This is a genomic window from Sphingomonas daechungensis (assembly GCF_014489495.1).
GTDB lineage: Bacteria > Pseudomonadota > Alphaproteobacteria > Sphingomonadales > Sphingomonadaceae > Sphingomicrobium > Sphingomicrobium daechungense.
Window position 1 is genome coordinate 551,167 of the sequence record NZ_CP060780.1, and the last position, 22,762, is coordinate 573,928.

Genomic DNA, 22,762 nt, shown 5'->3' on the forward strand with positions numbered 1-22,762 from the left:
AGAACTCCTTTGGCGGGCCTTCTAGTCTTCCTGCTCTTCGCTTTCCAGTTGGAGTTGTCCGAGCGCTTCGAAGACGCCGTCTTCGAGCGGGTCGAGCAGGCCCGCGGCCTTCAGATCGTCAATTCCCGGCAAGTCCTTGCGCGACCCGAGCCCGAAGTGGGTGAGGAATTCCTGTGTGCTCGCGTAAAGCAGCGGGCGTCCCGGTCCCTCGCGGCGACCGGCGGTGCGAACCCATCCTGCCTCCATCAGAACATCCAGCGTGCCTTTCGAAATCTGCACCCCGCGAATGGCCTCGATCTCCGCGCGGCTGACCGGCTCATGATAGGCGATGATCGCGAGTGTCTCGGTCGCCGCTCGGGACAAGCGCCGGGGCTCCTCGCGCGTGCGGCGCAGCAAGTGAGCAAGGTCGGGCGCGGTCTGGAAATGCCAGTGGCCACCGCGCTCGACGAGCTCGACGCCGCGCCCGGTATAGATCTCCGTCAGTGTCTGCAGCGCGGCAGCGACGTCGCCTTCTCCGACATGGCCCTGGATATCGTCGACGGTCAAAGGTTCGGCGGAAGCGAAGACGGTCGCTTCGACGGCGCGCACGAACTCTTCCATCAGGCCGCCCGCAGCTCAAGCGCCGCGAACGGCTCATCCTGGCGGATATCGAGCCTGCCGCGCCTCGCGAGCTCCAAGGCGGCGACGAAGCTTGAAGCCAGGGCCGAACGGCGGAACACGGGGTCATCGCTATCGGGCAGGAAATTGCCGATTTCCATCCAGTCGATGGCCATGCCGATCATCCGGCTGACCCGCTCGATCGCATCATCCAGCGTCATCACCGAACGCGTATGCACCACGTGCATGGCGGGAGCGGTGCGCGCCTTAACCATGCCGTAAGCGGAAAAGAGCTCGAACGGGCTAACCTGCCAGGCGGACTTGCGGACCAGCCGCAATCCTTCCGGCGCGCCGCGCAGGAAAACGTCGCGGCCGATGCGGTCCCGGCCAAGCAGCCGCGCACCAGCCTCGCGCATCGCATCGAGCCGCTGCAGCCGCATCTGCAGGCGCAGCGCGACTTCTTCGGGCTTGGGTCCTGCTCCGGATCCTTTGGCAACAGCAGGCAGGACTTCAAATATGCCAGCCAGGCCGCCATCACGAGATAATCGGCGGCGATCTCCAGCTTCAGCGCCCGGGCGTTGGTGATGTAGTCGGTGTACTGGTCGACGAGCTGCAGGATCGAAATCTGCGCGAGGTCGACCTTCTGCGCCCGCGCCAGGTTGAGCAGCAGGTCGAGCGGGCCTTCCCACCCGTCGAGGTTCAGGGTCAGCTCTTCTTTGCCGACCGAGAAATCGAGCGCATCCACCCCCATGGAGCGAGCCTAGTCCCAAGTTCCTGGAGTGCGAAGAGAAAAGGCCAGACTCTTGTGGATAAGTCGGCCGTCAGGCGAGGGCCAGCAACGTGTCCCTTTTCTCGACCGCCGCGGCGAAATCGAGGCCGTCCTGCGGCGTGAAGGTCAACGCCATCGCCCGCGACAGCCGCGCCTCGGCTTCCTGGCTCAGGGCGGGCACCGCTTTTGCGACCAGGATCATGTTTTCCATCTTGCCGTCGCAGTGCAGAGCCACGTCGCAACCCGCCGCGACGCAGGCCGCCGCGCGCTGCCCATGATCGCCCTCAAGGGCCTCCATGCCGATATCGTCGCTCATCAGGAAGCCGTCGAATCCGATACGCTGGCGAATGATGTCATGGATGACGACCGGCGATTGCGACGCCGGGCGGTCCGGGTCCCACGCCTTGTAGAGCAGGTGGCTGGTCATTCCCATGGGTGCATTGCGGAGACGCTCGAACGGCTCGAGATCGACCGCAAGCTCCTCCTCGCTGGCGTTGACGACGGGCAGCTCGTGATGGCTGTCGACGAGCGCACGGCCATGTCCCGGGATATGCTTGATGACGCCAAGCACGCCGGCCGAGTGCAGGCCGTCGAGGATGGCCCGGCCAAGCGCGGACACCTGCATCGGCTCCGCCCCAAGGGCGCGGTCGCCGACGATGTCGCTCGCGCCCGGCTGGCGGACGTCGAGCATCGGCAGGCAATCGACGTTCACCCCAACCTCGTTGAGCATCAGCGCGAGCGCGCGGGCGTTGACCCGCGCCGCCTCGATCGCGCTCGACGGCGCCAATTGATAGAGCCGGTCGAAGGCTTCGCCGCACGGGAATGACGGCCATTCCGGCGGCTTCATCCTCGCGACGCGCCCGCCTTCCTGATCGATCAGGATCGGCACTTCAGGCCGGCCCACAATGTCCCGGAGCCCGTCGGTCAGCCGCCGCATCTGCTCGCGATCTTCGCAATTGCGGCGGAACAGGATGAAGCCGGTCGGATCGGCATCGCGGAAGAAGTCGCGCTCGTCGCGCGTGATTTCCGTCCCCTCCAGACCGTAAATCGCTGCCCGCATCAGTTGGCTACGAAGCAGTTCTCGCCGGCCACCTTGAGCGCCTGGCACGCCTGCTTGGCCTCGGCCGGCGATGACGCCGACGCGCGCAGGCGAATGCCGCCGGAGAAGGGAATGATCATCTTGTTCATCGCCGCGATCGAGGGGAAGCGCGCCGATAATGCGGACCACGCCCGCTCCGCCTGCGCCTGGTTGGCAAAGGCGCCGAGCTGGATGACGCTGCCCTTGCCGCCGGTCGGCGCCGGTTCGGGCTTGGCTTCAACCTTGGCTGGCGCGGGCTCGGTCGCAGGCGCTGCTTCGGGCTTGACCTTCGGCGGCGCTATGGGCGTCTCCGCCGTTTTGCTGAGATCGAGCTGGGCGTCGGTGTCCTGGCCGGCGCTCGTCTCGAATGCGGTCTCGCTTTCGCCCGCGACATCGAGTCCGCCCGGATCGATGGGCTTGACCTTGTAGGGGCCAGGTTCGGCGCGGATCAGCTCGGGCGCTGCGGCGCCGCTGTCGACCGCCCCTGACGGCCAAGCCAGAAGAAGGTTGCAGTGACCAGGGCGAGGGCGACCAGGACGACCAGCAGCGCAAGGAGCATCCGCCGCGCGGGAACGCCGCCGGGACCATCCTCGTCATCGACCGCTTCGAGCCACGGCAGCTGCTCATCATATGCCGATCGGCTGTCGCTCATCCCCAATGCCCTTTCGCGCACCCGCCAGGTCGACGACCACGCAACTCTGCCCGATCGTCCTCATCCGCTGGCAAAGCACTTCGGAATGGGCCTGTGAAGTGGTTCCGATCTGGAGCCGGTAATAAACCTTGCCGTTGCGGAGCGACGGAATGTCGGTGACCACTGCCGGAAGCCTCTTCATGCCGGGAAATGCCTTGGCCAGTCGCGACCATGCGATCTTGCCTTGCCTCAGGCTCGCATAAGTCCCGATCCGAACCATCCGTCCGGATGCGCCAGCCGACTCCCAGGGATTCGAGAATTGGAGCGCCTTCGACTGGCTGTCCGGCCTGGGCAGCGACTCTTCGCCTGCTTTGATGGCGTGCGACTGCCGGGTGCTTCTCTGCGGAGCAGAGATCACCGTCGGGCGAAGGTCCTCTTGCTGTCGAAGGACGACCGGTGCCGGAACGGGCGACGGTTCGATCTGCGGCATGGGAGCCAGGGTGACATCGCGATCCATCGGAAGCACCGGTGCTGTCACCGGCGGACTTGCCGTCGCTTCCTGCCGAATCGTGGAGCTTGGCGCCGATGCAATCTCGCTGCGCGTCGCTCCGAACCAATAAGCGATGCCCGCGACCGCCATCATCGCCAAAACAACCGACGCGAAAATCAGGAACTTCCCGCCGCGCTTTCTTTGCGGCACGTGATCGTCGGTCAGCCACGGAAGCCGGTCGGCATCCGGCGCAATCGTGTGGGGCATCAGCTCAACGCATCTCCTCGGTCGCGGTCACGCCCATCAGCGCGAGTCCGCTTCGAATGACCTGCCCAATGCCTAGCGCGAGTTCCAGGCGCGCGCGAGAAAGTTCTGGCTTGTTTTCAACCAGAAAGCGCCGATCCGGGTCGTCGTTGCCGCGATGCCACAGGGCGTGGAACGCGGCCGCGAGATCGTAGAGGTAGAAGGCGATCCGATGCGGCTCATGCGCCATCGCGGCACCCTCGATCGTCCGCGGATATTGCGCCGCAAGCTTCACCAGCGCGATTTCTTCCGCATCCAGCAAATCGAGGTCGGCAGGTCTATCCAGGCTGACCCCGGCATTAGCGGCCTTGCGCATCAGCGAACTGATCCGCGCATGAGCGTACTGGACGTAAAAGACCGGATTGTCCTTCGACGCTTCGACGACCTTGGTGAAGTCGAAATCGAGCGGCGCGTCGGCCCGGCGCGTCAGCATGATGAAGCGGACGACGTCCTTGCCGACCTCGCGGACGACGTCCGCCAGGGTCACGAATGACCCGAACGCTTGGACATCTTCACCGGCTCGCCGGCGCGGAACAGCCGCACCATCTGGATCAGCTTCACGTCGAGGTCGACGCGTCCGTCGGTCAGCGCCTTCACCGCGGCCTGCACGCGCTTGACGGTCCCGGCGTGGTCGGCGCCCCAGATGTTGACCAGATGGTCCGCGTTCTCGGCCTTCTGGAAATGATAGGCGGCATCGGCGCCGAAATAAGTCCAGCTTCCGTCCGACTTCTTCATCGGCCGATCCTGGTCGTCGCCGAACTGGCTGGAGCGGAACAGCGTCAGCTCGACCGGCTCCCACTCATCGTGGGGATCGAGACTCTTCGGCCGCTCGAGCTCGCCTTCGTAGACGAGGCCCTTTTCGCGGAGGACTTCCATCGCCTTGTCGACGGCGCCCGACTTCTGGAGCTTGTCCTCGGACGCGAAATGATCGTGATGGATGCCGAGCAGACCGAGGTCATGTTTGATCAGCTCGACCATCGCCGCGATCCCGCGCTCCCGGAATGTCGGCAGCCACTCGTCTTCGGGCAGGTCGGCGTAACGGTCGCCGAACTCCTCGGCGAGCGCTTGGCCAACGGGGATCAGATAGTCGCCGGGATACAGGCCCTCGGGAATCTCGCCGACATCCTGACCGAGCGCTTCGCGGTATCGCATGTGCAGCGACCGCGCGAGCACGTCGACCTGCGCGCCGGCATCGTTGAGGTAATATTCCTTGGTGACTCGAAAACCGGCGGCCTCGAGCAGGCGCGCCAGCGCATCGCCGACGACTGCGCCCCGGCAATGGCCCACGTGCATCGGCCCGGTCGGGTTGGCCGAGACATATTCGACGTTGACTCGCTCGTTGTTGCCAATCGTCGACAGCCCGTATTTCTCGCCCGCCGCGAGGATCGATCGAAGCTCGTTCCGCCAGGCATTGTCGGACAACCGGATGTTGATGAACCCCGGGCCGGCGATGTCGACCGAAGTCACGTCCGGAAGTTCCCTGAGCTTGGGCGCAATCGCCTCCGCCAATGCGCGCGGATTGGTTCCCGCCGGCTTGGCCAGAACCATTGCGGCATTGCTCGCGAGGTCCCCGTGCGAAGGATCGCGCGGTGGCTCGACCGCAACGGCACGACGGTTCAACCCTTCGGGCAGCGCACCTTCGGACTGAAGCTGATCGAGCACCTCGTCGAGAAGCGCGGAATAGCGGGAGTACAGGCTCAATTCGGTTCACCAGGTCAGGAAAGCAGCGCCTCTAGCGCAGCACCGGCGAGCCGTCACCCTTAGCCAGAGACGGACGCGATTGTCCCGTTTTGATACTTGTTACGATTCTGTCACGAAGTTTATGGTAAACAAATGTTTAACGCATGCCGATAAATCATGTATTTTCCGCTCGCTAGACGATTCGCTGTCGGATTGGGCGAGCGTCCCAGCAGGTGCGTTAAAGGGACAAATCGATGAAACTCGTACTCAGAGCAGCAGTAGCAGTGCTGGCGATGTCCGCTGCGATGCCGGCATCGGCCGCGATCATTTTCGATTACAACACTGGAATCCTGACCGTTGATGGGAACACCACGGTCGGCGACAGTACGACAATTTCCTTCAATGGGTTTTCGCCGAACAGTCCGGTCATTCCCGGTCTGACGGGCGATCTGACGCTCGTCTTCCAGGGCTTGAGCGGGAACAACTACACGTTCACCTATCGGATCGCGAACACGTCGGGATCACCGATCGATGCTGCGCGGGTCACTGCCTTCGGCTTCGATGACATCACCCCGAACGCGACGCTCCTCGGTTCCAGCGTGACTGGGACGTATGGGACGGTTTCCAGCGGCAGCCTGCCGGGGAACATCGACCTCGAGTTCTGCGCGAAGAACGGTCAGAACAACAATTGCTCGGGAAGCTCAGGCGGACCGGGCGTCGGCCAGACCGGATCGGGCAACCTCACGATCGCATTTTCGGGAAGCAACCCGTCGATTACCTTGAGCGGGATGTATGTCCGCTGGCAGGGCATCGATTCCACCCAACTGGGCATCACGGGCGGATCCGCAATCGGAACCCCGACGCCACCGAGCGTTCCGGAGCCGGCCAGCTGGGCGATGATGTTGATGGGCTTCACCGCCGTCGGCTTCGCAGTGCGTCGCCGCCGGAAGACCTTGATTCCTCAGGCCGCATAGGCCCCTGGGGAACGACACTCGCAAAGAGGGAGCCACGGTTTCTGTTATGGGCCCGGCGCCCTCTTCGCGACACCGGGGTGACGGGTCCCACCCGAACACACAATAGATCGAATTGCCCTTATGGGGTCCGTGTCTTGTAGAGCGACGCGAGGGACGGACCCCAACCCTAGAAGCGATCGGGCAGATCCACCGGCCCGACCAGCTCTTCGTGCCGGGCAACCGCAAATCGGTCGGTCATTCCGGCAACGAAGTCGCCGATCGTTCGAAGCCTCTGCACATGATCTTCATCGCGGCGCCAGGCCTCGGGCAGCAGTGACGGGTCACCGCAGTAGGCCGCAAAGAGGTTGGCGACGACGCGCTGGGCTTCGGTCCGCACCGGCACGAGAAGTGGTGCATTATAGAGGCGTTTATACAGGAAGCGCTTGAGCTCCCTCTCCTGATGGCCAAGACTTTCTGAAAAGCCGACGAGCTGCATCCCAGCCGCGCGGACGTCGTCGCAGGTCTCGACACCGGTCGCGGCAATGCGCCTTTGCGTTTCCGAAATCAGGTCTCCGACCATCGTCCCGATCTGATCGCGAACGAGCGCTCGCAGCGCCTTGTCGTCGGACAGGCCAATGAAGCGCCTTGCGATGGCGCCCCAATGCTTGTGCACGATAGGAACCTCGACAAGCTCGTCGAGCCTTAGCAGCCCAGCCCTCACACCATCGTCGATGTCGTGATTATCGTAGGCGATGTCGTCTGCCACAGCGGCGACCTGCGCTTCCAGCGAAGGCCAGGACCGAAGCTCCAGGTCGAACGCGTCGTTGGCCTCGGCTAGCGCCCAGGTCGGGCGGCGACGGGACCGTTGTGCTTGGCGAGGCCCTCAAGCGCTTCCCAGCTCAGGTTGAGACCGTCGAAACCTGGATAAGGTGCCTCGAGCCGTGTCACGAGGCGAATGCTGTGGGCGTTGTGATCGAAGCCGCCCGCGTCGGCCATCGCCGCCTGCAGGGAGTCCTCGCCGGCATGGCCGAACGGCGGATGGCCGAGGTCGTGCGCGAGGCACAGCGCTTCGGTCAGGTCCTCATTGAGGCCGAGTGCCCGCGCGATGGTCCGCCCGATCTGCGCTACCTCGATGCTGTGGGTCAGGCGAACGCGATAATGGTCGCCGTCGGGAGCGACGAAGACCTGTGTCTTGTGACGCAAGCGGCGAAACGAAACCGAGTGGATGATGCGGTCGCGGTCGCGCTGGAAAATGTCGCGAGGCCCGCGCGGACCGGCGTCCACCTCCGGATGGGCCCTGCCGCGCGACGTTGAAGGCTGCGCGGCAAGTTTCGAGGTCATTCGCCTTGGAGTTTCCTGATCGACTGTCCGGGCTGGTTGGTCCACGTAAAGGCGTCAATGTGAACGGACGCAAGGTCGTCCGCGAAAATACTTGCTTCGCTGTCGTTGCGGAAGGGACCGATCAGCAACCGTGCCTTGCCGGGCTCCTCGGCAATGTAGCCGCTGATACCCTCGAACAGCTCGCGATTGCGGGTCTTCAGCCGCACGAACTGGTCCGGAAGAGCGGTTGCATTGGGGCCACTTGCGAGCTGGATCCATAGCCTGCGCGTGGCGCTCGTAGTGCTCGGCGACGCGCTCGAAGGCTGGCTCACGGTCGTCGGAATCGAGGTCGAAGCGACTTGTACGGTCGATGCGGGCTCACCCGTAGTCGTCGCAGTTTCCCCGGCTGGCTTTGTCGCCTGCGACAACCACTCCTGAATGGAGGCGATGCGGTCCTCCTCCTCCGGGTCGGCTTTTCGGCGGACTGCTTCGGTGACCGACCGTAGATGATCTTCACAGGATTGGCCGGGATCGGCGGCGGCGCGGACGCCGTCTGGAGACCGCTAGCACTCGGAAAGATGCCAAGGTTCACTGCCGCGGCCTTCTGATCGGAACGCAGAGCCGGCAACTTCTGGAAGAAGTAGGCCATATGCGAAGCCGAGCCAGGCATGGCGCTCTCAATCGCATTCTTTGCGCCTGCTGAATCCCCGGTGAGAGCCAAAACGAACGCCCGGGTCCGCGCGGCGCCGGCGTCGCCGCGTGCCATCAGCGGCGACAAGGTCGACAACGCGTCCGTCTTGTTGCCCGTAATGGCGAGGCTCAGTGCAAGGCGGCGGCGCGCTTCGTCGCCGTCGTGTCCGAACAAGGCCGCGCGGTAATCCGCCTGCGCATCGCGGTGACGGCCGAGGAGGTCGTAGGCGAGGCCGCGATCGCAGCCGATCATCGATTGCGTCGCACCCCGCTGCACCGCGCGGGAGAAATATTGGAGAGCGCCATTCCCGTCGCCCTGCTGCGCCAAAGCGGCACCGATCCCCGCTTGCGGAAGCGGGCTGGTAGACCAGGCCTCGTCCGCCCTGCCGAAGAATCCCGCAGCCGCCTGCGTGTCGCCGAGGGCTAGCGCTGCACGACCGGCGCCGATCAAGGCGTCGAAATTTCCGGGACTGGATCCGAGAACCTTCATGTTGCGGGCGAGCGCGTCCGATGGACTTTCCCCGCCGGTCCCACCGCCACCTGCGCGAGTGCAGCCGTCGGAACAGCAACCATCGCAGGCCCGATTATTGAAAGCGCCGCTGCCGCTAAACCAACGCGACCGGCCATACCTTTTGCCATGGACCCCCATGGCAGATTGGAGCTTGCACAAAGCTTGCTCGCTAGTGGGTTATCGCCAGACCGTTGCGGGCAGGCGATAAGCCGCCCGCAACGTCTAACTTGCGATTACTGGTTGTTCTGCCGGTTGAGGAAACGCGGGATGTCGATCGGCTCGCGGCGATAGTCGGTCGCCGAATCGTCCTCGTTCACCTGCGCCTGGGCAGCACCGCGAGCGATGTTCGACATGCGTTCGAATAAGGTGCCGGTCTCGCGAACCTTCGGCTTCTCCTCGATCGGCGCGGCCATTTCGGGCATCTCGTCCTCGTCCATCGGCGGAGCGATCGGCGCCGACCCGACGGTCGTGAGCACGTCATCATTGTCGAGAGCGAGTTCATCACCGTCCTCGATCTCGTCGGTGAGCTCGAGCGTATCCTCGTCCGTCTCCTCCTCCGTCACCATGGTCGGCGTTGGCGTTGGGACGACGGTGGCCGGCGTGATTGTCGCCGTTGTCGCCGTGCGCGGGAAAGCGAACACCTTGCCCGGCTGCGGCTGGGCGACAGCTTCGGCTTCGATGCCGGTCGCAACCACCGAAACGCGGATACGGCCGTCGAGGTCGTTGTTGAACGCCGAACCCAGATGATGTTGGCGTCCGGATCGACCAGTTCCTTGATGTGGCTGGCAGCCTCATCGACTTCCATCAGGCGCATGTCTTCGCCGCCGGTGATCGAGATGATCACGCCCTTGGCGCCCTTCATGCTTACACCGTCGAGCAGCGGATTCGAGATCGCCTTTTCGGCGGCTTCGATCGCGCGATTGTCGCCCGACGCTTCTCCGGTGCCCATCATCGCCTTGCCCATCTCGCCCATCACCGAGCGGACGTCGGCGAAGTCGAGATTGATGAGGCCGGGCATGACCATCAAGTCAGTGATCCCGCGAACGCCCTGCTGGAGGACCTCGTCGGCCATCTCGAACGCTTCCTTGAAGGTCGTTTCCGAGTTGGCGAGCCGGAACAGGTTCTGGTTCGGGATCACGATCAAAGTGTCGACGTGCTGCTGCAGCTCCTCGATGCCGGAATCGGCAGAGCGGCCGCGGCGGGCGCCTTCGAACGCGAACGGCTTGGTCACCACGCCGACCGTCAGGATGCCGCGGTCGCGAGCAGCCTTGGCAATGACCGGAGCAGCACCCGTGCCGGTACCGCCGCCCATGCCGGCAGCGATGAAGCACATGTGAGATCCATCGAGAGCGCGCTCGATATCCTCGATCGTTTCTTCGGCAGCCGCGCGTCCGATCTCGGGCCGCGATCCGGCGCCGAGGCCCTGCGTAATCTTCAGGCCAAGCTGGATCCGCCGGTCCGCGCTCGACGCGTTAAGCGCCTGCGCATCCGTATTGGCGACGATGAAATCCACGCCCTGTACGTCAGCGCGCATCATGTTTGCGACGGCATTACCGCCGGCACCGCCGACGCCAATGACGCTGATCCGCGGCCGAAGTTCGTCGACTTCCGGCCGGATGAAATCGATGCTCATGGGCAAACCCCTTCAAGCGCCGCTAGCGCGTTGATCCTCCACCGTGATTCTTCTGAATCATCCCGAGTCTCAAGCCAAGCGAAAAAGTTAACGCGACCCGAAAAAAGTGCGAACCGCGTGTCCCGAAAGACTCAGACGCGCGACGGTTGTTCCCCGTCGAGGTCAACCTGTTCGATTTTTGGGACGCCCACGGCCCACCAGATCGCACCGATCGCCGCAATGACGGCCGTCAGCACGAAGGCCGCGTTATAGCCGGAGCGCTGGACCACGATGCCGGTGACGATCGGCCCGACAATGCCGGACAGATTGCCGATCGCGTTCTGTACGCCGACCCACGTTCCCGACGCGCGCGGTCCCGCGAACATCTGCGCGACGGCGTAAAGGTTGAGCGAGAGCGATGCCGATGCCGCCCCGCGAGGCAGAGCAGGATGGCGATGGTCACCGCGTCATGTGCGTAAGCGAGCCCAAGGATTGCCAGCGCGGCAAGCGTCTGGCTGGCGACCATCATCCAGCGCCGGCACAGCGCTTCCGACCGGCCGGAACGGGTCCACCAATCCGAGAAATGCCCGTAGCCCAAAGCGCACGCGCCCTGCACGGCATAGCCAAGCGTCGCCAACATGGTCATCTCGCCGATCGAAAAGCCGCGCGACTTGGTCAGGAAAAGCGGCAGCCAGGCGAGCAGGAAGTAGAAGCAGTAATTGCCGAGCGCGTGGACGATCGACATCGACCACAAAGGCCACTTGGACAGCAATTGCCCCAGCGGCACCCGCTGGCCTTCATCGCGAAAACCGGTCGTCGGCAGCGCCTTGACCGTCTGCCACCACGGAAGAAGCCAGGCGAGCGTCACGATCCCGAACACGAAGAAGATCGCCTGCCAGCCCCAGCTCTGAAGGATCAGGCCGCCTGCCAGCGTCCCCACCGCCGGGCCGAGCGCAAGGCCAGTCGCAACCGCGGCATTGGCGACGCCGCGCCGCTCCGGCTCGACGTGCCGGGCGATGATCTTCGAACTCCCCGGAAAGGAGATGCTCTCGCCGACGCCGAGCATGATCCGCAGCACCAGCAGCGACGTGAAGCCGCCGGCGAAGCCCATGAGGAAGGTCGAGCCGGCCCAGAGCAGGATGCCGGCCGCCATCAGCTTGTAGACGGAGAAGCGGTCGCACAGCCAGCCGGCGAACATCTGCACCGGCGCGTAGATCCAGAAGAAGGCCGAGAAGACGACGCCATAGGCTTCCTCGGACAGGCCGAGGTCCGTCTTCATCAACGGCGACGCGATCCCGATCGCACCGCGATCGACATAGTTGAGGAACACCGCCGCCCCGAGGAGGAAGATCAACGCCCCGTCGTCCCGCTCCGCGCGCCGCCTGCCATCATGGATTGCCCCTCCCCCACGCCTCCCGCCAACCCGCGAATGGTCCCAATGTTCGCAGTGACGGGCCTGCTTTTCGCGACGCACCAGTCCTCCACGCACGCGTTGAATCCAACGCCGAACAGGGAAGCTCGAAGAGACAAGCAGAGCTTTTCCTATTCCGCCAGCGCAATCGTGTTGGGGTGTCTGTTTCAACCCAATCCATGCCCTTGGATGTCGCTCGGGAGTATCCCGGATGTCGCCGCACTGACTGCGATCCTAAGTGACTGTCGAGCGCCCCGCGTGATCGAACGTGAGGTGTCGCTGAGGCCGTAAGAAAAGCGCGGGGAGACGGGGCGATGACGATGAATGAATATAAGAGCGGACAGGCATTCTCTGGGGTCATCGGTCGTACTTTCGACGTTTCGAAACCCGCGTGGCCTGCTCCGAAACGAGCCAAGGAAGGCGCACCGAATGTGCTGTTCATTATTCTCGATGACGTGGGGTTCGGGCAGCTCGGCTGCTTCGGTAGTCCGATCCGCACGCCGCACATGGACGCATTGGCGGCCGACGGAGTGCGCTACAACAACATGCACACGACGGCGCTTTGCTCGCCCTCACGGGCCTGTTTCCTGACCGGTCGCAATCATCATTCGAACGCCTTGGCCTGCATTACCGAGGGTTCGACCGGCTACCCGGAAGCAATGGCTCCATGCCGTTGGAAAATGGCATGCTGTCGGAAATTCTCCTGCAGCATGGCTACAATACCTACGCCATCGGCAAGTGGCACCTCACGCCGACCGAAGCGAGCTCAGCCGCCGGACCCTATGATCGCTGGCCCTTGGGCGTGGCTTTGAGCGCTTCTACGGCTTCCTCGGTGGCGACACGCACCAATATTATCCGGAGCTCGTCCGGGACAACACGCAGGTTGAACCGGAAAAGACGCCGGAAGAAGGTTATCACCTGACGGTCGACCTGGTTGAGAAAGCCAAGGCGATGATCGCGGATGCGAAGCAGGTCGCTCCGAACAAGCCGTTCTTCATGTACTTCTGTCCGGGCGCCATGCACGCGCCGCATCACGTTCCCCAGGAATGGGCAGACAAATACAAGGGCAAGTTCGACGGCGGCTGGGATGTCTATCGCGAAGAGACGTTCGAACGGCAAAAGGCGATGGGGCTCGTGCCAGACAATACGCAGCTGTCTCGCCACGATCCCGACGTACAGGACTGGAACGAGTTATCAGCGGATGAGCGGCGGCTTTATGCGCGGATGATGGAGGTGTTTGCCGGCTTCCTGGAGCACACCGATCATTACATCGGCGAGCTCATCGCCTTCCTCAAGGACCTCGGAGAATATGAGAACACCATGATCATGGTGGTGTCCGACAATGGCGCGAGTTCAGAGGGCGGACCGCACGGCTCGGTGAACGAGAACAAGTTCTTCAACAACGTGCCCGATAGCCTTGAGCAGAATCTCGCAGCCATCGACACGCTGGGAGGTCCCGAATGGTTCAACCATTATCCCTGGGGCTGGACCCACGCCGGCAACACGCCTTTCCGTCGCTGGAAGCGGGAGACCTATCGAGGCGGAGTGTCCGACCCATTGATCGTAAGCTGGCCGAAAGGGATCAAGTCCCGAGGCGAGGTGCGCACCCAATATTGCCACGGCATCGACATGGTCCCCACTGTCCTTGACGCGATCGGGATCGAGCCGCCCACGCATATCAGGGGCATCTCCCAATCTCCGATCGAGGGGTTCAGCCTTGCCAGTTCATTCGACCGCGAGGACGCAGAAGCACTGCACGTTACCCAGTATTTCGAGATGTTCGGGCACCGGTCACTCTATCACGATGGATGGCGAGCCGTTTGCCCCTGGCCGGGAACGTCCTTCGCAGAAGCCGAAGGAAGAGTGTTCGGCACGCCAATTACTTTTGACCAGCTGACCGAGTTGGATGCCTATGGCTGGGAGCTTTACAACATCCGCGAAGACTTCGCCGAAACCAATAATCTTGCCGACAAGGAACGCGAACGGCTGATCGCCATGATCGGCATGTGGTACGTCGAAGCCGGCAAGTATAACGTCCTGCCAATCGACAGCCGCGGAACGATGCGCTTTCTTGAGGAAAGGCCACAAATCGCGCCGCCACGAACACACTACGTTTATTATCCCGGCACGCAGATGGTGCCGACGAACGCAGCGCCTCGCGTCACCAACGTTCCGCATCGGGTGGCCGTGCACGTGTCAGTTCCCGATGGCGGAGCCAGTGGCGCGCTGTTCACCATGGGTGGCAACGACGGAGGGTTCGTTTTCTACGTTCAAAACGGCCGGCTGACCTATGGCTACAATTATGTATCCGACCAGCGATTCAAGATTCAATCTGACGAAACGATCCCCGCAGGAGAGCATGTCTTCGGATTCGAATTCACTCCGACGGGTGCGCCGGATTTCGCCAATGGCAAAGGAGTGCCGGCAACGATCACTTTGTTCGTCGACGGCAAGTCAGTGGGGTCCGGGATCTTCCCGTAACCATTCCCCTTTCGCTCGGACTGGGGCCGGCATCTGCGTTGGTTCGGATTCGGGTTCGCCCGTCATGACGGATTACGATCCCCCGTTCGCGTTCACGGGAACCATCAAGAAGGCTTTGGTCGATGTTAGCGGCGAGCCGATCGAGGACAGGGAAGCGCAAGTCCGAATGTACCTCGCTCGGCAGTAGCTTGAACTGTCCGATTAGCGAGGAGCAGTTCACCCATGGCTGCGGCGGGCGCGAACCAGGCGCCCGCGGCGGGCCACGGTTCCTCACCTAACTTTGGATGAGGTTTCAGTCGGCGGTCCCGTTCGTAAGAACTAGCGTATGACCATCATCAAGATTGCCGTCGCCTGGATCCTGCTCGGCAGCGTTGCCGCTGCGATCACGTTCGGACCCGCCTTGCTCAGGATCGTCGCGCTTGGGCCGATCAGCCTTGCGGGCGTTCTCGCGTCCTGAGTAGCTAGATCCCGCCCTTCATGGCCGCGATCAGGCGGCCGAACATGCCGTTGGCGGGCTTCTTCGGGCCGCCCTTGCTTACCGTGAGGTCGCGGATGTCGCCGCTCTGTGACGAGGCCAGGCAGGCGAGGCCGACGAGGGTCGAGAAGGCCGGGCCGCTGTGGGCATCGGGAAGGCCGGTGAGTTGCCTCGGCCGGCCGACGCGGACGGAGCGGCCGAGGACGCCCTGCATATAGTCGGCGATGTTCTTGAGCTCGGCGCCGCCGCCGGTCAGCACGACCTGGCGACCGACTGGACCCGTGAAACCGAGGCTCTTCAGCGCCTCGTCGATGCTGGCGGTCAGTTCCTCGACGCGCTGGCGAATGACGGTCATCAGCTGCGCGCGGGTGATGCGCATCGGGTCGACGCCGTCTTCCGTGCCCATCTGCCGCGCCTCGATCATTTCGTGATTGTCGCGCGGGCTCGTCATCGCCGATCCGTAGAAGCACTTCAGCCGCTCGGCATCGCGACGCTGCACGCCGAAGGCACAGGCGATGTCGTCGGTAATATCCTTGGCCCCAAGTGGGATCGAGCGCAGGCCGAGGAGCATCCCGCCCGCATGAAGAGAGACGTTGGTCACTTCGGCACCGAGCTCGACCAGCGCAACGCCAAGGTCGCGCTCGTCCTCCGTAAGGCAGGCGAGCGCCGCCGCGACGGGCGACGCGACGATTGTCTTCACGCCGAGATGGGCGGAGCGGATCACATAGTCGATGTTGCGCAGCGGCGCGGGGTCGGCGGCGACGACGTGGATATCGACGCCAAGCCGGTCGGCGTGAAGGCCGAGCGGGTTCTTGACGCCCTCGACGCCGTCGATGGTGTAGAGCGCCGGGTGCGCGTGAAGAACGACCTGGCCGTTGCGGTCGATCGCTCCGCGGCCGCCCATTAGAAGCTCGTCGATGTCGGTCTGCTCGACCTGATGGCCGCCGAGCTCGACCTCGACATTGGCAAGGTCGCTCGACAGGCCGCCGGCGCCGAAGCTGGCCCAGACGTCCTCGATGGTGAGGCCCGACATGCGCTCGGCAAGCTCGACGGCTTCGCGGACGGCATGCTCGCTCGCTTCCATGTCGGTCACGTAGCCGCGCTTGACGCCGCGGCTCTCGCGCTGACCGGTGCCGAGCACCTGCAGGCGGCCGTCGTCGGTCAGCGTGCAGATCAGCGCCCCGACCTTCGAGGAACCGATATCCAGCGCTGCAATCAAAGGCTGATCGACGGGTGCTGCCACGGCGAGCGACTAACCCTCCACCGTCGGTTGCTGGGCGGATTCGGGATGATCGGTTCGCCCGGCGAACGCGGCAGGCGGACGATCATCTTGCCGGGAATGCGCAGGTCGAACCGCACCAGCCCGCGGCCAAGCAGGCCGGATGAGCGGTCGGCCTTGGCGAAGCGGGCGAGCGCGTCACGCGCTGCATCGACGCCCTCAGGAAGCGCCACCGTCTCCCCCGACTGGAAGGCGAGGTCCCAGCGGCGTCCGCCGACCCAGGTCGCCGATGCGAGCTGCGCCTGCATGGCCGGGGAGCCCGCGAGGATGGTCTTGAGGTCGCTCGACCGCCGGTTTGCGCCGGGTCCGATGACCAGCGGCAAATCGGGCATCTTGTCGACCGGCACACGGTCGAGGACGATGCCATGGGCGTCGATCAGGGCGAGCCGCTCGCGATCCTGCCAAAGCGCAGACGGGGTTCGCTCGACGACGTCGATGACCAGCGTATCGGGCAGGCGGCGCGACACGCGGGCGTCCTGGACCCAGCCGAACTGCAGCAGCCGGTTGCGGATGGCGGCGACGTCGACAAGCGGCTGCGCCGGGTCGTTCTGGCCGGTTGCCGCCGCAGCCTTGTGGAGCTCATCCACGACCACGGCGTCGATCAGCTTATGGTTCATGTGCTTGATGCCGACGATCTGATAGCCGTTGACGCGGAAGCCTGCGTTTCCGACCGCTTCGCCCGCCTGCAGCGCGGCCTTGGCAGGGATGTCGAGAGCGATTGCGGCGGCGCCGGCCATCAGCACCAGGAAGCCGGTGAAGCCGAACGCGGCGAGCTTGTTGGCCCGCGCGCTGTTCATCTTCTGAGCGGCCGTGGGCGCGGTCTTGCGTTTCGCCTTGCCCCCGATCCGCGCCGCATCCGCGCCGCCATTCGCCTACCCTTCTTTCTCGTGAGCGCTTCCTCGATCAGACGCTCGACCAGTTCCCCGTAACTGATGCCGCACACCTTCGCTTGCTCCGGCACCAGGGACAAGGGGTCATTCCGGGTTGAGTGTTGACTTCCAAAAGAAAAATGCCGGCTTCGCCCTGTTCGTCGTCCCAGCGGAAGTCGGACCGCGACGCGCCGCGGCAGCCGAGCAACTTGTGCGCCTTGGCGGCCATGTCCTTCATCGATTGAGCGATGTCGTCGGGGATCTGCGCGGGCAGACATGCTCTGTCAGGCCGTCGGTATATTTGCTGTCGTAGTCGTAGAAGCCGACCTTCGGCTTTAGCTCGGTCACGGCGAGCGCCTCGTCGTTGAGCACGGCGACGGTGAGTTCGTGACCCTTCACGAACGGCTCGGCGAGAAGCGTATCAAAGTGCCTCCACGGTCCCTCGACATCGCGGCCGATCGGGCTGCCATAATTGCTCTCGTCAGTGACGATGGCGACGCCGACCGACGAACCCTCGTTGACCGGCTTCAGCACGTACGGCCGCGCAATCGGGTCGCCGCTGTAGAGGCTCTCACTCTCGACGATCGTCCCCGCCGGCATGCGCACGCCGTGCGGGACCAGCACCATCTTGGTCAGCTCCTTGTCGATCGCGATGACCGAGGCTTCGAGCCCGCTGTGGGTGTAGGCGATGCCCATCAGGTCGAGCATGCCCTGGACCGTGCCGTCCTCGCCCGGCGTACCGTGGAGCGCATTGAAGACGACGTCGGGCTTCAGCTCTTTCAGCTTGGCGGCGACGTCGCGGTCCATGTCCAGTTCGATCACGTTCGACCAGCCGCGCTCACGGATCGCATTGGCGACGCCGCGCCCGCTCGTCAGCGAAACCTCGCGCTCGGACGACCAGCCGCCCATCAACACAACGACGCGAAAATCCTTGTTCATTCCCTGCCGATCCGCTGGATTTCCCATTCAAGGGTAATGCCGGAGTTTTCCAACACGCGGCGGCGGACTTCCTCGCCCAGCGCCTCGATGTCGGCGCTGGTCGCGCTACCGAGGTTGAGCAGGAAGTTGCAATGCTTTTCCGAGACTTGGGCGTCGCCCATCGTCAGCCCACGGCAACCGGCCGCATCGACGAGCACCCAGGCCTTGTGGCCGGGCGGATTCTTGAACGTCGAGCCGCCGGTGCGGCTACGGAGCGGCTGGGATTCCTCGCGAGCGCGGGCGATGGCATCCATTTCCGCGCCGATGGCTTCTGGCTTGCCGGGTGAGCCGCGGAAGGTGGCTTCGACGACCACTGCTCCTTCAGGCAGTTCGCTGTGGCGGTAGGTGTAACCGAGCTTTTCGAGCGGCAGGGTTTCGATGCTGCCGTCGCGCATCGCGACGCGAGCTTCGACGAGAATGTCCTGAACCTCGCGGCCGTAAGCGCCGCCGTTCATTCGAACGAAACCGCCAACCGTGCCGGGGATTCCGCGCAGGAACTCGAGGCCGGCAATGCCTGCATCGCGCGCAGTCGAAGAGACGAGGATACCGCTCGCCCCGCCCCGCAACGAAGGGTCACGTCGTCGACCTTGTCGATCTTCGAAAATGCTTTGCCGAGGCGGACCACGACACCCGGAACGCCCGCGTCGCGGACGATCATGTTGGAGCCGAGACCGAGCGCCATCACCGGCACTTCGGGATCGAGATCGCGCAGGAACTGGACCAAATCGTCCTCGTCCTTCGGCTCGAACAACCACTGCGCTGCGCCGCCGCTCTTGAACCACACCAACGGCGCCAGCGGCGCATTTTCGGTGAGCCTGCCTTGAACCTGCGGGAGCGTGTCGACGCTCACTTGCTCGCCCTGACCTTGGTCAGGCAGTCGCCGAGCGAGGCGGCCCACTTGGTGATGTCGCCCGCGCCCATGCAGATGATGAGGTCGCCCGGCGCCGCGAGATCGCGAAGGCCGGCGCACAGGTCGTCGAGGTCGCTGACCGTGCGGACCATGCGGTGGCCGTGCGCGCGAAGACCCTCGGCCAGCGCCTCGGAATCCGTGCCCTCGATCGGCTGCTCGCCCGCCGCGTAGACGGGCGTCACGAACACGATGTCGGCGTTATTGAAGGCGTTCTGGAAGTCTTCCATCAAGTCGTGAAGACGCGAGTAGCGGTGCGGCTGCACGACCGCGATGACCCGCTGGTCGGCGCTTTCCCGGGCCGCCGACAACACCGCGCGAATCTCGACCGGATGGTGCGCGTAATCGTCGATGATCACGCAGCCATCGACTTCCCCGACCTTGCTGAAGCGCCGCTTCACGCCATCGAAGCGGGCGAAGCCTTCGCGGATCTGGTCTTCGGAAATGCTAAGCTCCAGCGCGACCGCTACGGCGGCGAGCGCATTCTGGACGTTGTGCCGCCCGGGCATCGGCACGGCGAGGCCCTCGATCGTATGCCTCTCGCCATCCCGGCCCGAAACCACGACGTCGAACTGGCTCCCGGCCGGTCCCGCGACCTGCATGTTATCGGCACGCAAATCCGCCAGCGCGGAGAATCCATAGGTCACGATCCGCCGGTCGCGAATGCGGCCGATGACGTTCTGCACCTCCGGATGATCCACGCACATCACGGCGAGGCCGTAGAAGGGCACGTTCTCGATGAATTCGCAGTAGGCCTTCTTGACCTCTTCGAACCCGCCGTAATGCTCGAGATGTTCGGGATCGATGTTGGTGACGACCGCGATTGTCCCGTCGAGGCGGAGGAAGCTGCCGTCGCTCTCGTCGGCTTCGACCACCATCCAGTCGCTCTTGCCCAGCCGGGCGTTGGATCCGTAACGATTGATGATGCCTCCGTTGATCACGGTCGGGTCGAGCCCGCCCGCATCGAGCATCGCCGCGATCATCGACGTCGTGGTCGTCTTCCCGTGCGTGCCGGCGACCGCGATGGTCTTCTGCATCCGCATCAGCTCGGCGAGCATTTCGGCGCGCTTCACGATCGGCAGGCGACGCTCGACGGCGGCTTCGACCTCAGGATTGCCGCGGCTGACCGCGGAGGAGATCACGATCACCGCCGCGTCGCCGAGGTTCTCGGCCTTCTGGCCGATCATGATCGGAATGCCGAGCTTGCGCAGCCCTTCGACAATATAACCTTCAGCGAGGTCGGAGCCCTGAACTTTGTAGCCGACCTTGTGCATTACCTCGGCGATGCCGGACATGCCGATGCCGCCGATGCCGACGAAGTGGATGGTGCCGATGTCGGTGCCCAAAGCCTTCACGCTGGAACCCCTCCGGCGGGGGCTTCGGCGCGTACGCGCGGGCTGAGCGTGAAGCCGACTTCCATCGGCGACAGCCCTCCACCGACGCGTTCGACGAGATCGGCGAGATTGCTCGCCGCGTGCGGTTTACCGACGGATAGCGAGCGGGCCGCCGCGTTGATCAATGACTGCGGGTCCTCGGCCATCACTTCGATCTGCCTGGCCAGCGCCTCGGGCGAAAACAGAGGTTGCTGAATCATCCGCGCGCCGCCCGCGTCGGTGATGTCGCGAGCGTTTGCGGTCTGATGATCGTCGGTCGCTTCCGGATAGGGGATGAGGATCGCCGGGCGGCCCGCTGCCGTCATCTCGGCGACCGTCGACGCGCCGGACCGTGCAATAACCAGATGCGCCTCGGCGAGCTTCGCAGGCATGTCCTCGATGTAGGTCATCAGCTCTGCAGGAATGCCGAGTTCCGAATAGCGCTTGCGTACCTGGTCGATGTCGTCCGGGCGGCACTGCTGCATGACCTGCAGGCGAAGACGCAACGACGGCGATAGCAGGCCCAGCCCTTCCGGCACGACCTTGCTGAGGACGGTCGCGCCTTGGCTTCCGCCGGTGACGAGGATCTTGAAGGGGCATATTCGTCGAACGGCGGGAACGGAACTTCGCCAAGCTTGGCGATCGCCTCGCGCACCGGATTGCCGACCAGCACCACCTTGTCATTGTAGCTCTTCTTGATTCGTTCAACCTCGTTGTACGCGGTTGCGATCGCGGTCGCCTCGCCCGCAAGAAATCGATTGGCGCGGCCGAGCACCGCATTCTGCTCGTGAAGAACAGTCGGAATCTTCATCGAAGATGCCGCAAGCAGCGCTGGCACCGCCGGATAGCCGCCGAAGCCGATAACCGCGTCGGGACGATGGTTCTTGTAAAGGTTCTTCGCCTCGCGACGGCCCGCCATCAGCGAGCGCACACCGCGGATCATTCCGAGCGGACTCTTCGTCAGCCGTCCCGCTGGCAGGATATGCACCGGCACGCCCTGGAATAGCCCGGGAAAGCGCGCGCCACGATCGTCGGTGATCAAGAGCACGCCGTGTCCGCGCTTCCGCAGTTCCGCAGCGAGCGCATGCGCGGGACCATGTGGCCCCGGTCCCCCTGCGGCCAGAACGAAATTCATGCGGTAACGCTCTCCCCGCTCCATTTCACGACATATGGCGAGCGGGTCAGATACGGATTTCGCCGCGTGAATGCGAGCAGCAAGCCCATGCCGATGGAGAGGGCGAGCATCGAACTTCCGCCGTAGCTGATGAACGGCAAGGTCATGCCCTTCGACGGTGCGAGCTGGACATTCACCATCATGTTGATGAGCGCCTGCAGCCCGAACTGGATCACCAGCCCCGCCGCGGCCAGCAGGGCGAAGCTGTTGTCCTCGTCGAGCAGCTTGATCAGAACGCGGGCGACAATGGTCAGATACAGGATGGCGATGGCGAGGCAGGCGATCAGGCCGAACTCCTCGCCGATCACCGAGAAGATGTAGTCCGTGTGGGGCTCGGGCAGGCCGAACTTGCGAGTGCCGGCGCCCGGGCCCATCCCGAACAGGCCGCCTGCGGTCAAAGTGCGCATCGCGTTCTCGACCTGAAAATTGTCGCCCTCGCCGAACAGGAAGCCGTCGATGCGCGTGGTCGCGACGGGATAGAAGAAATAGGCAAGCACCACGCCGACGACGGCGGCTGCCGCGAGGATTCCCAGGACGCGCAGGCTAACGCCTGCGAGTGCCAGCATCGCGATCCAGACGCTGGCGAAGATGATGGTTGAGCCGAAGTCCGGCTGCTTCATCAGCAGCACCGCGACCGCGCCGACCAGCACCGCGGACAGCGGGAAGATCGGCAGCGATTTGTCCTGCTCCCGCAGCGACAGCAGCCATGCCATTGCAACGACGAAGAACGGCTTGAGGAATTCGGACGGCTGAAGCTGGCCGATGCCAATGTCGATCCAGCGTGTCGCGCCGTTCACCTCCGGCCCGAGGATCGGCACGAAGATCAGCATGACGAAGAAGAAGGCCGCCCCGCGAGGGAGAAGCGCTTGGCCCGCTCGCGCGGCATCATCGAGATGGCAATCATCACCGGGACGCCGACGCCGATCCAGACGATCTGGCGGTAGAAATAGTGAAGTTCGGAAAAGCGGACGGAGCCGCCGGAATAGCGCTCGCCGGCGGCGGGCGACGCGGCGGCGACGGCGATCAGGCCGATGCCGATCAGCGTCGCGATCAGCAGCAGCAGGACCTTGTCGATCTCCCAGAACCAGCGGCCGACCGCCGATGTGTCGGAGCGGCCGTAATTGCTCGGGTCCAGCCGCGCGGCCTTCGCCTTGATCTGCCCTGAAATGCTTCCGATCATA

15 protein-coding genes and 11 pseudogenes are annotated in these 22,762 nt (G+C 64.1%); 6 read left to right on the forward strand and 20 right to left on the reverse strand.

The features are described from left to right. Nucleotides 1-21: 21 nt before the first annotated feature. From scpB to H9L15_RS16835, 4 genes and pseudogenes are all read right to left on the reverse strand, one after another. Nucleotides 22-600, reverse strand: a complete 579-nt coding sequence (scpB, locus tag H9L15_RS02855) for an SMC-Scp complex subunit ScpB (RefSeq protein WP_187715084.1) — start codon at nt 598-600, stop codon at nt 22-24. Beyond that, a pseudogene (locus tag H9L15_RS02860) lies at nt 600-1,348 on the reverse strand (segregation and condensation protein A). Before H9L15_RS02860 ends, scpB begins: the two are co-directional and overlap by 1 nt. Nucleotides 1,349-1,418: 70 nt before the next feature. Then, a complete protein-coding gene (gene nagZ, locus H9L15_RS02865) occupies nt 1,419-2,426 on the reverse strand; it encodes a beta-N-acetylhexosaminidase (RefSeq protein WP_187715085.1) in 1,008 nt (335 codons plus the stop codon). After that, nucleotides 2,426-2,638, reverse strand: a complete 213-nt coding sequence (locus H9L15_RS16835; protein ID WP_223276626.1) for an SPOR domain-containing protein — start codon at nt 2,636-2,638, stop codon at nt 2,426-2,428. The genes nagZ and H9L15_RS16835 overlap by 1 nt, the downstream gene beginning before the upstream one ends. On the opposite strand from H9L15_RS16835, the gene H9L15_RS16840 reads away from it, so the two are divergent. Beyond that, nucleotides 2,538-2,873: a hypothetical protein gene (locus H9L15_RS16840; protein ID WP_223276459.1), complete on the forward strand. Its 336-nt coding sequence runs from the start codon at nt 2,538-2,540 to the stop codon at nt 2,871-2,873. The genes H9L15_RS16835 and H9L15_RS16840 overlap by 101 nt on opposite strands. Before the next feature lie 19 nt (nt 2,874-2,892). On the opposite strand, the gene H9L15_RS02875 is transcribed toward H9L15_RS16840, so the two are convergent. The 3 genes and pseudogenes from H9L15_RS02875 to argS all read right to left on the reverse strand — a co-directional run bounded on the left by H9L15_RS02875 (nt 2,893) and on the right by argS (nt 5,569). After that, nucleotides 2,893-3,096, reverse strand: coding sequence for a hypothetical protein (locus H9L15_RS02875; protein WP_187715086.1), 204 nt, complete (start codon nt 3,094-3,096; stop codon nt 2,893-2,895). After that, entirely contained in the window at nt 3,071-3,832 is a 762-nt protein-coding gene (locus H9L15_RS02880) for a flagellar basal body-associated FliL family protein (RefSeq protein ID WP_187715087.1), read from the reverse strand. Before H9L15_RS02880 ends, H9L15_RS02875 begins: the two co-directional genes overlap by 26 nt. A gap of 4 nt (nt 3,833-3,836) precedes the next feature. Further along, nucleotides 3,837-5,569, reverse strand: a pseudogene (gene argS, locus H9L15_RS02885) (arginine--tRNA ligase). A 233-nt stretch (nt 5,570-5,802) separates the two neighbouring features. Here argS and H9L15_RS02890 point away from each other — a divergent pair. After that, nucleotides 5,803-6,522, forward strand: coding sequence for a cistern family PEP-CTERM protein (locus H9L15_RS02890; RefSeq protein WP_187715088.1), 720 nt, complete (start codon nt 5,803-5,805; stop codon nt 6,520-6,522). Between the two features lie 166 nt (nt 6,523-6,688). On the opposite strand, the pseudogene H9L15_RS02895 reads toward H9L15_RS02890, so the two are convergent. From H9L15_RS02895 to H9L15_RS20090, 6 genes and pseudogenes are all read right to left on the reverse strand, one after another. Continuing rightward, nucleotides 6,689-7,842: pseudogene (locus H9L15_RS02895) on the reverse strand (deoxyguanosinetriphosphate triphosphohydrolase). Then, nucleotides 7,839-8,048, reverse strand: coding sequence for a hypothetical protein (locus H9L15_RS02900; protein ID WP_187715089.1), 210 nt, complete (start codon nt 8,046-8,048; stop codon nt 7,839-7,841). The pseudogene H9L15_RS02895 and the gene H9L15_RS02900 overlap by 4 nt, the downstream one beginning before the upstream one ends. A 101-nt stretch (nt 8,049-8,149) precedes the next feature. Next, a complete protein-coding gene (locus H9L15_RS02905) occupies nt 8,150-9,001 on the reverse strand; it encodes a tetratricopeptide repeat protein (RefSeq protein ID WP_187715090.1) in 852 nt (283 codons plus the stop codon). A gap of 254 nt (nt 9,002-9,255) precedes the next feature. Further along, nucleotides 9,256-10,655 (reverse strand): annotated as a pseudogene (ftsZ, locus tag H9L15_RS02910) (cell division protein FtsZ). Between the two features lie 239 nt (nt 10,656-10,894). Further along, nucleotides 10,895-11,020, reverse strand: a pseudogene (locus tag H9L15_RS20085) (MFS transporter); the annotation flags it as partial. Nucleotides 11,021-11,124: 104 nt separating this feature from the next. Beyond that, a pseudogene (locus tag H9L15_RS20090) lies at nt 11,125-11,913 on the reverse strand (MFS transporter); the annotation flags it as partial. A 452-nt stretch (nt 11,914-12,365) separates the two neighbouring features. Here H9L15_RS20090 and H9L15_RS20095 point away from each other — a divergent pair. From H9L15_RS20095 to H9L15_RS18510, 4 genes and pseudogenes are all read left to right on the forward strand, one after another. Further along, nucleotides 12,366-12,602, forward strand: a pseudogene (locus tag H9L15_RS20095) (sulfatase-like hydrolase/transferase); the annotation flags it as partial. A 232-nt stretch (nt 12,603-12,834) separates the two neighbouring features. Further along, a complete protein-coding gene (locus H9L15_RS02920; protein WP_262984951.1) occupies nt 12,835-14,526 on the forward strand; it encodes a sulfatase-like hydrolase/transferase in 1,692 nt (563 codons plus the stop codon). 64 nt (nt 14,527-14,590) lie between these two features. Further along, nucleotides 14,591-14,713 carry a hypothetical protein gene (locus H9L15_RS18505; RefSeq protein ID WP_262984897.1) on the forward strand — a complete coding sequence of 41 codons (123 nt, stop codon included), beginning with the start codon at nt 14,591-14,593 and terminating at the stop codon, nt 14,711-14,713. 138 nt (nt 14,714-14,851) lie between these two features. Continuing rightward, a complete protein-coding gene (locus H9L15_RS18510) occupies nt 14,852-14,983 on the forward strand; it encodes a hypothetical protein (RefSeq protein WP_262984898.1) in 132 nt (43 codons plus the stop codon). 4 nt (nt 14,984-14,987) lie between these two features. Here H9L15_RS18510 and ftsA read toward each other — a convergent pair whose 3' ends face one another. From ftsA to H9L15_RS02955, 7 genes and pseudogenes are all read right to left on the reverse strand, one after another. After that, nucleotides 14,988-16,244 (reverse strand): cell division protein FtsA, encoded by a 1,257-nt coding sequence (ftsA, locus tag H9L15_RS02925; protein WP_187715092.1) that lies wholly within the window; start codon nt 16,242-16,244, stop codon nt 14,988-14,990. Next, nucleotides 16,217-17,077, reverse strand: a complete 861-nt coding sequence (locus H9L15_RS02930) for a cell division protein FtsQ/DivIB (protein ID WP_187715093.1) — start codon at nt 17,075-17,077, stop codon at nt 16,217-16,219. Before H9L15_RS02930 ends, ftsA begins: the two co-directional genes overlap by 28 nt. Beyond that, a pseudogene (locus H9L15_RS02935) lies at nt 17,074-18,088 on the reverse strand (D-alanine--D-alanine ligase). The gene H9L15_RS02930 and the pseudogene H9L15_RS02935 overlap by 4 nt, the downstream one beginning before the upstream one ends. Continuing rightward, nucleotides 18,085-18,977 (reverse strand): annotated as a pseudogene (gene murB, locus H9L15_RS02940) (UDP-N-acetylmuramate dehydrogenase). The pseudogenes H9L15_RS02935 and murB overlap by 4 nt, the downstream one beginning before the upstream one ends. Continuing rightward, nucleotides 18,974-20,389 carry a UDP-N-acetylmuramate--L-alanine ligase gene (gene murC, locus H9L15_RS02945; RefSeq protein ID WP_187715094.1) on the reverse strand — a complete coding sequence of 472 codons (1,416 nt, stop codon included), beginning with the start codon at nt 20,387-20,389 and terminating at the stop codon, nt 18,974-18,976. The pseudogene murB and the gene murC overlap by 4 nt, the downstream one beginning before the upstream one ends. Continuing rightward, nucleotides 20,386-21,542: pseudogene (murG, locus tag H9L15_RS02950) on the reverse strand (undecaprenyldiphospho-muramoylpentapeptide beta-N-acetylglucosaminyltransferase). The gene murC and the pseudogene murG overlap by 4 nt, the downstream one beginning before the upstream one ends. Continuing rightward, nucleotides 21,539-22,761, reverse strand: a pseudogene (locus H9L15_RS02955) (FtsW/RodA/SpoVE family cell cycle protein). Before H9L15_RS02955 ends, murG begins: the two co-directional pseudogenes overlap by 4 nt. Between the last annotated feature and the right edge of the window lies 1 nt (nt 22,762).

Excerpts from the sequence above, each read along its gene's own strand:
- scpB (WP_187715084.1), bottom strand. The coding sequence starts at position 600 with ATGGAAGAGTTCGTGCGCGCCGTCGAAGCGACCGTCTTCGCTTCCGCC.
- nagZ (WP_187715085.1), bottom strand. The coding sequence starts at position 2,426 with ATGCGGGCAGCGATTTACGGTCTGGAGGGGACGGAAATCACGCGCGAC.
- H9L15_RS16840 (WP_223276459.1), top strand. The coding sequence starts at position 2,538 with ATGATCATCTTGTTCATCGCCGCGATCGAGGGGAAGCGCGCCGATAAT.
- H9L15_RS02875 (WP_187715086.1), bottom strand. The coding sequence starts at position 3,096 with ATGAGCGACAGCCGATCGGCATATGATGAGCAGCTGCCGTGGCTCGAA.
- H9L15_RS02880 (WP_187715087.1), bottom strand. The coding sequence starts at position 3,832 with ATGCCCCACACGATTGCGCCGGATGCCGACCGGCTTCCGTGGCTGACC.
- H9L15_RS02890 (WP_187715088.1), top strand. The coding sequence starts at position 5,803 with ATGAAACTCGTACTCAGAGCAGCAGTAGCAGTGCTGGCGATGTCCGCT.
- H9L15_RS02905 (WP_187715090.1), bottom strand. The coding sequence starts at position 9,001 with ATGAAGGTTCTCGGATCCAGTCCCGGAAATTTCGACGCCTTGATCGGC.
- H9L15_RS18505 (WP_262984897.1), top strand. The coding sequence starts at position 14,591 with ATGACGGATTACGATCCCCCGTTCGCGTTCACGGGAACCATCAAGAAG.
- H9L15_RS18510 (WP_262984898.1), top strand. The coding sequence starts at position 14,852 with ATGACCATCATCAAGATTGCCGTCGCCTGGATCCTGCTCGGCAGCGTT.
- H9L15_RS02930 (WP_187715093.1), bottom strand. The coding sequence starts at position 17,077 with ATGAACAGCGCGCGGGCCAACAAGCTCGCCGCGTTCGGCTTCACCGGC.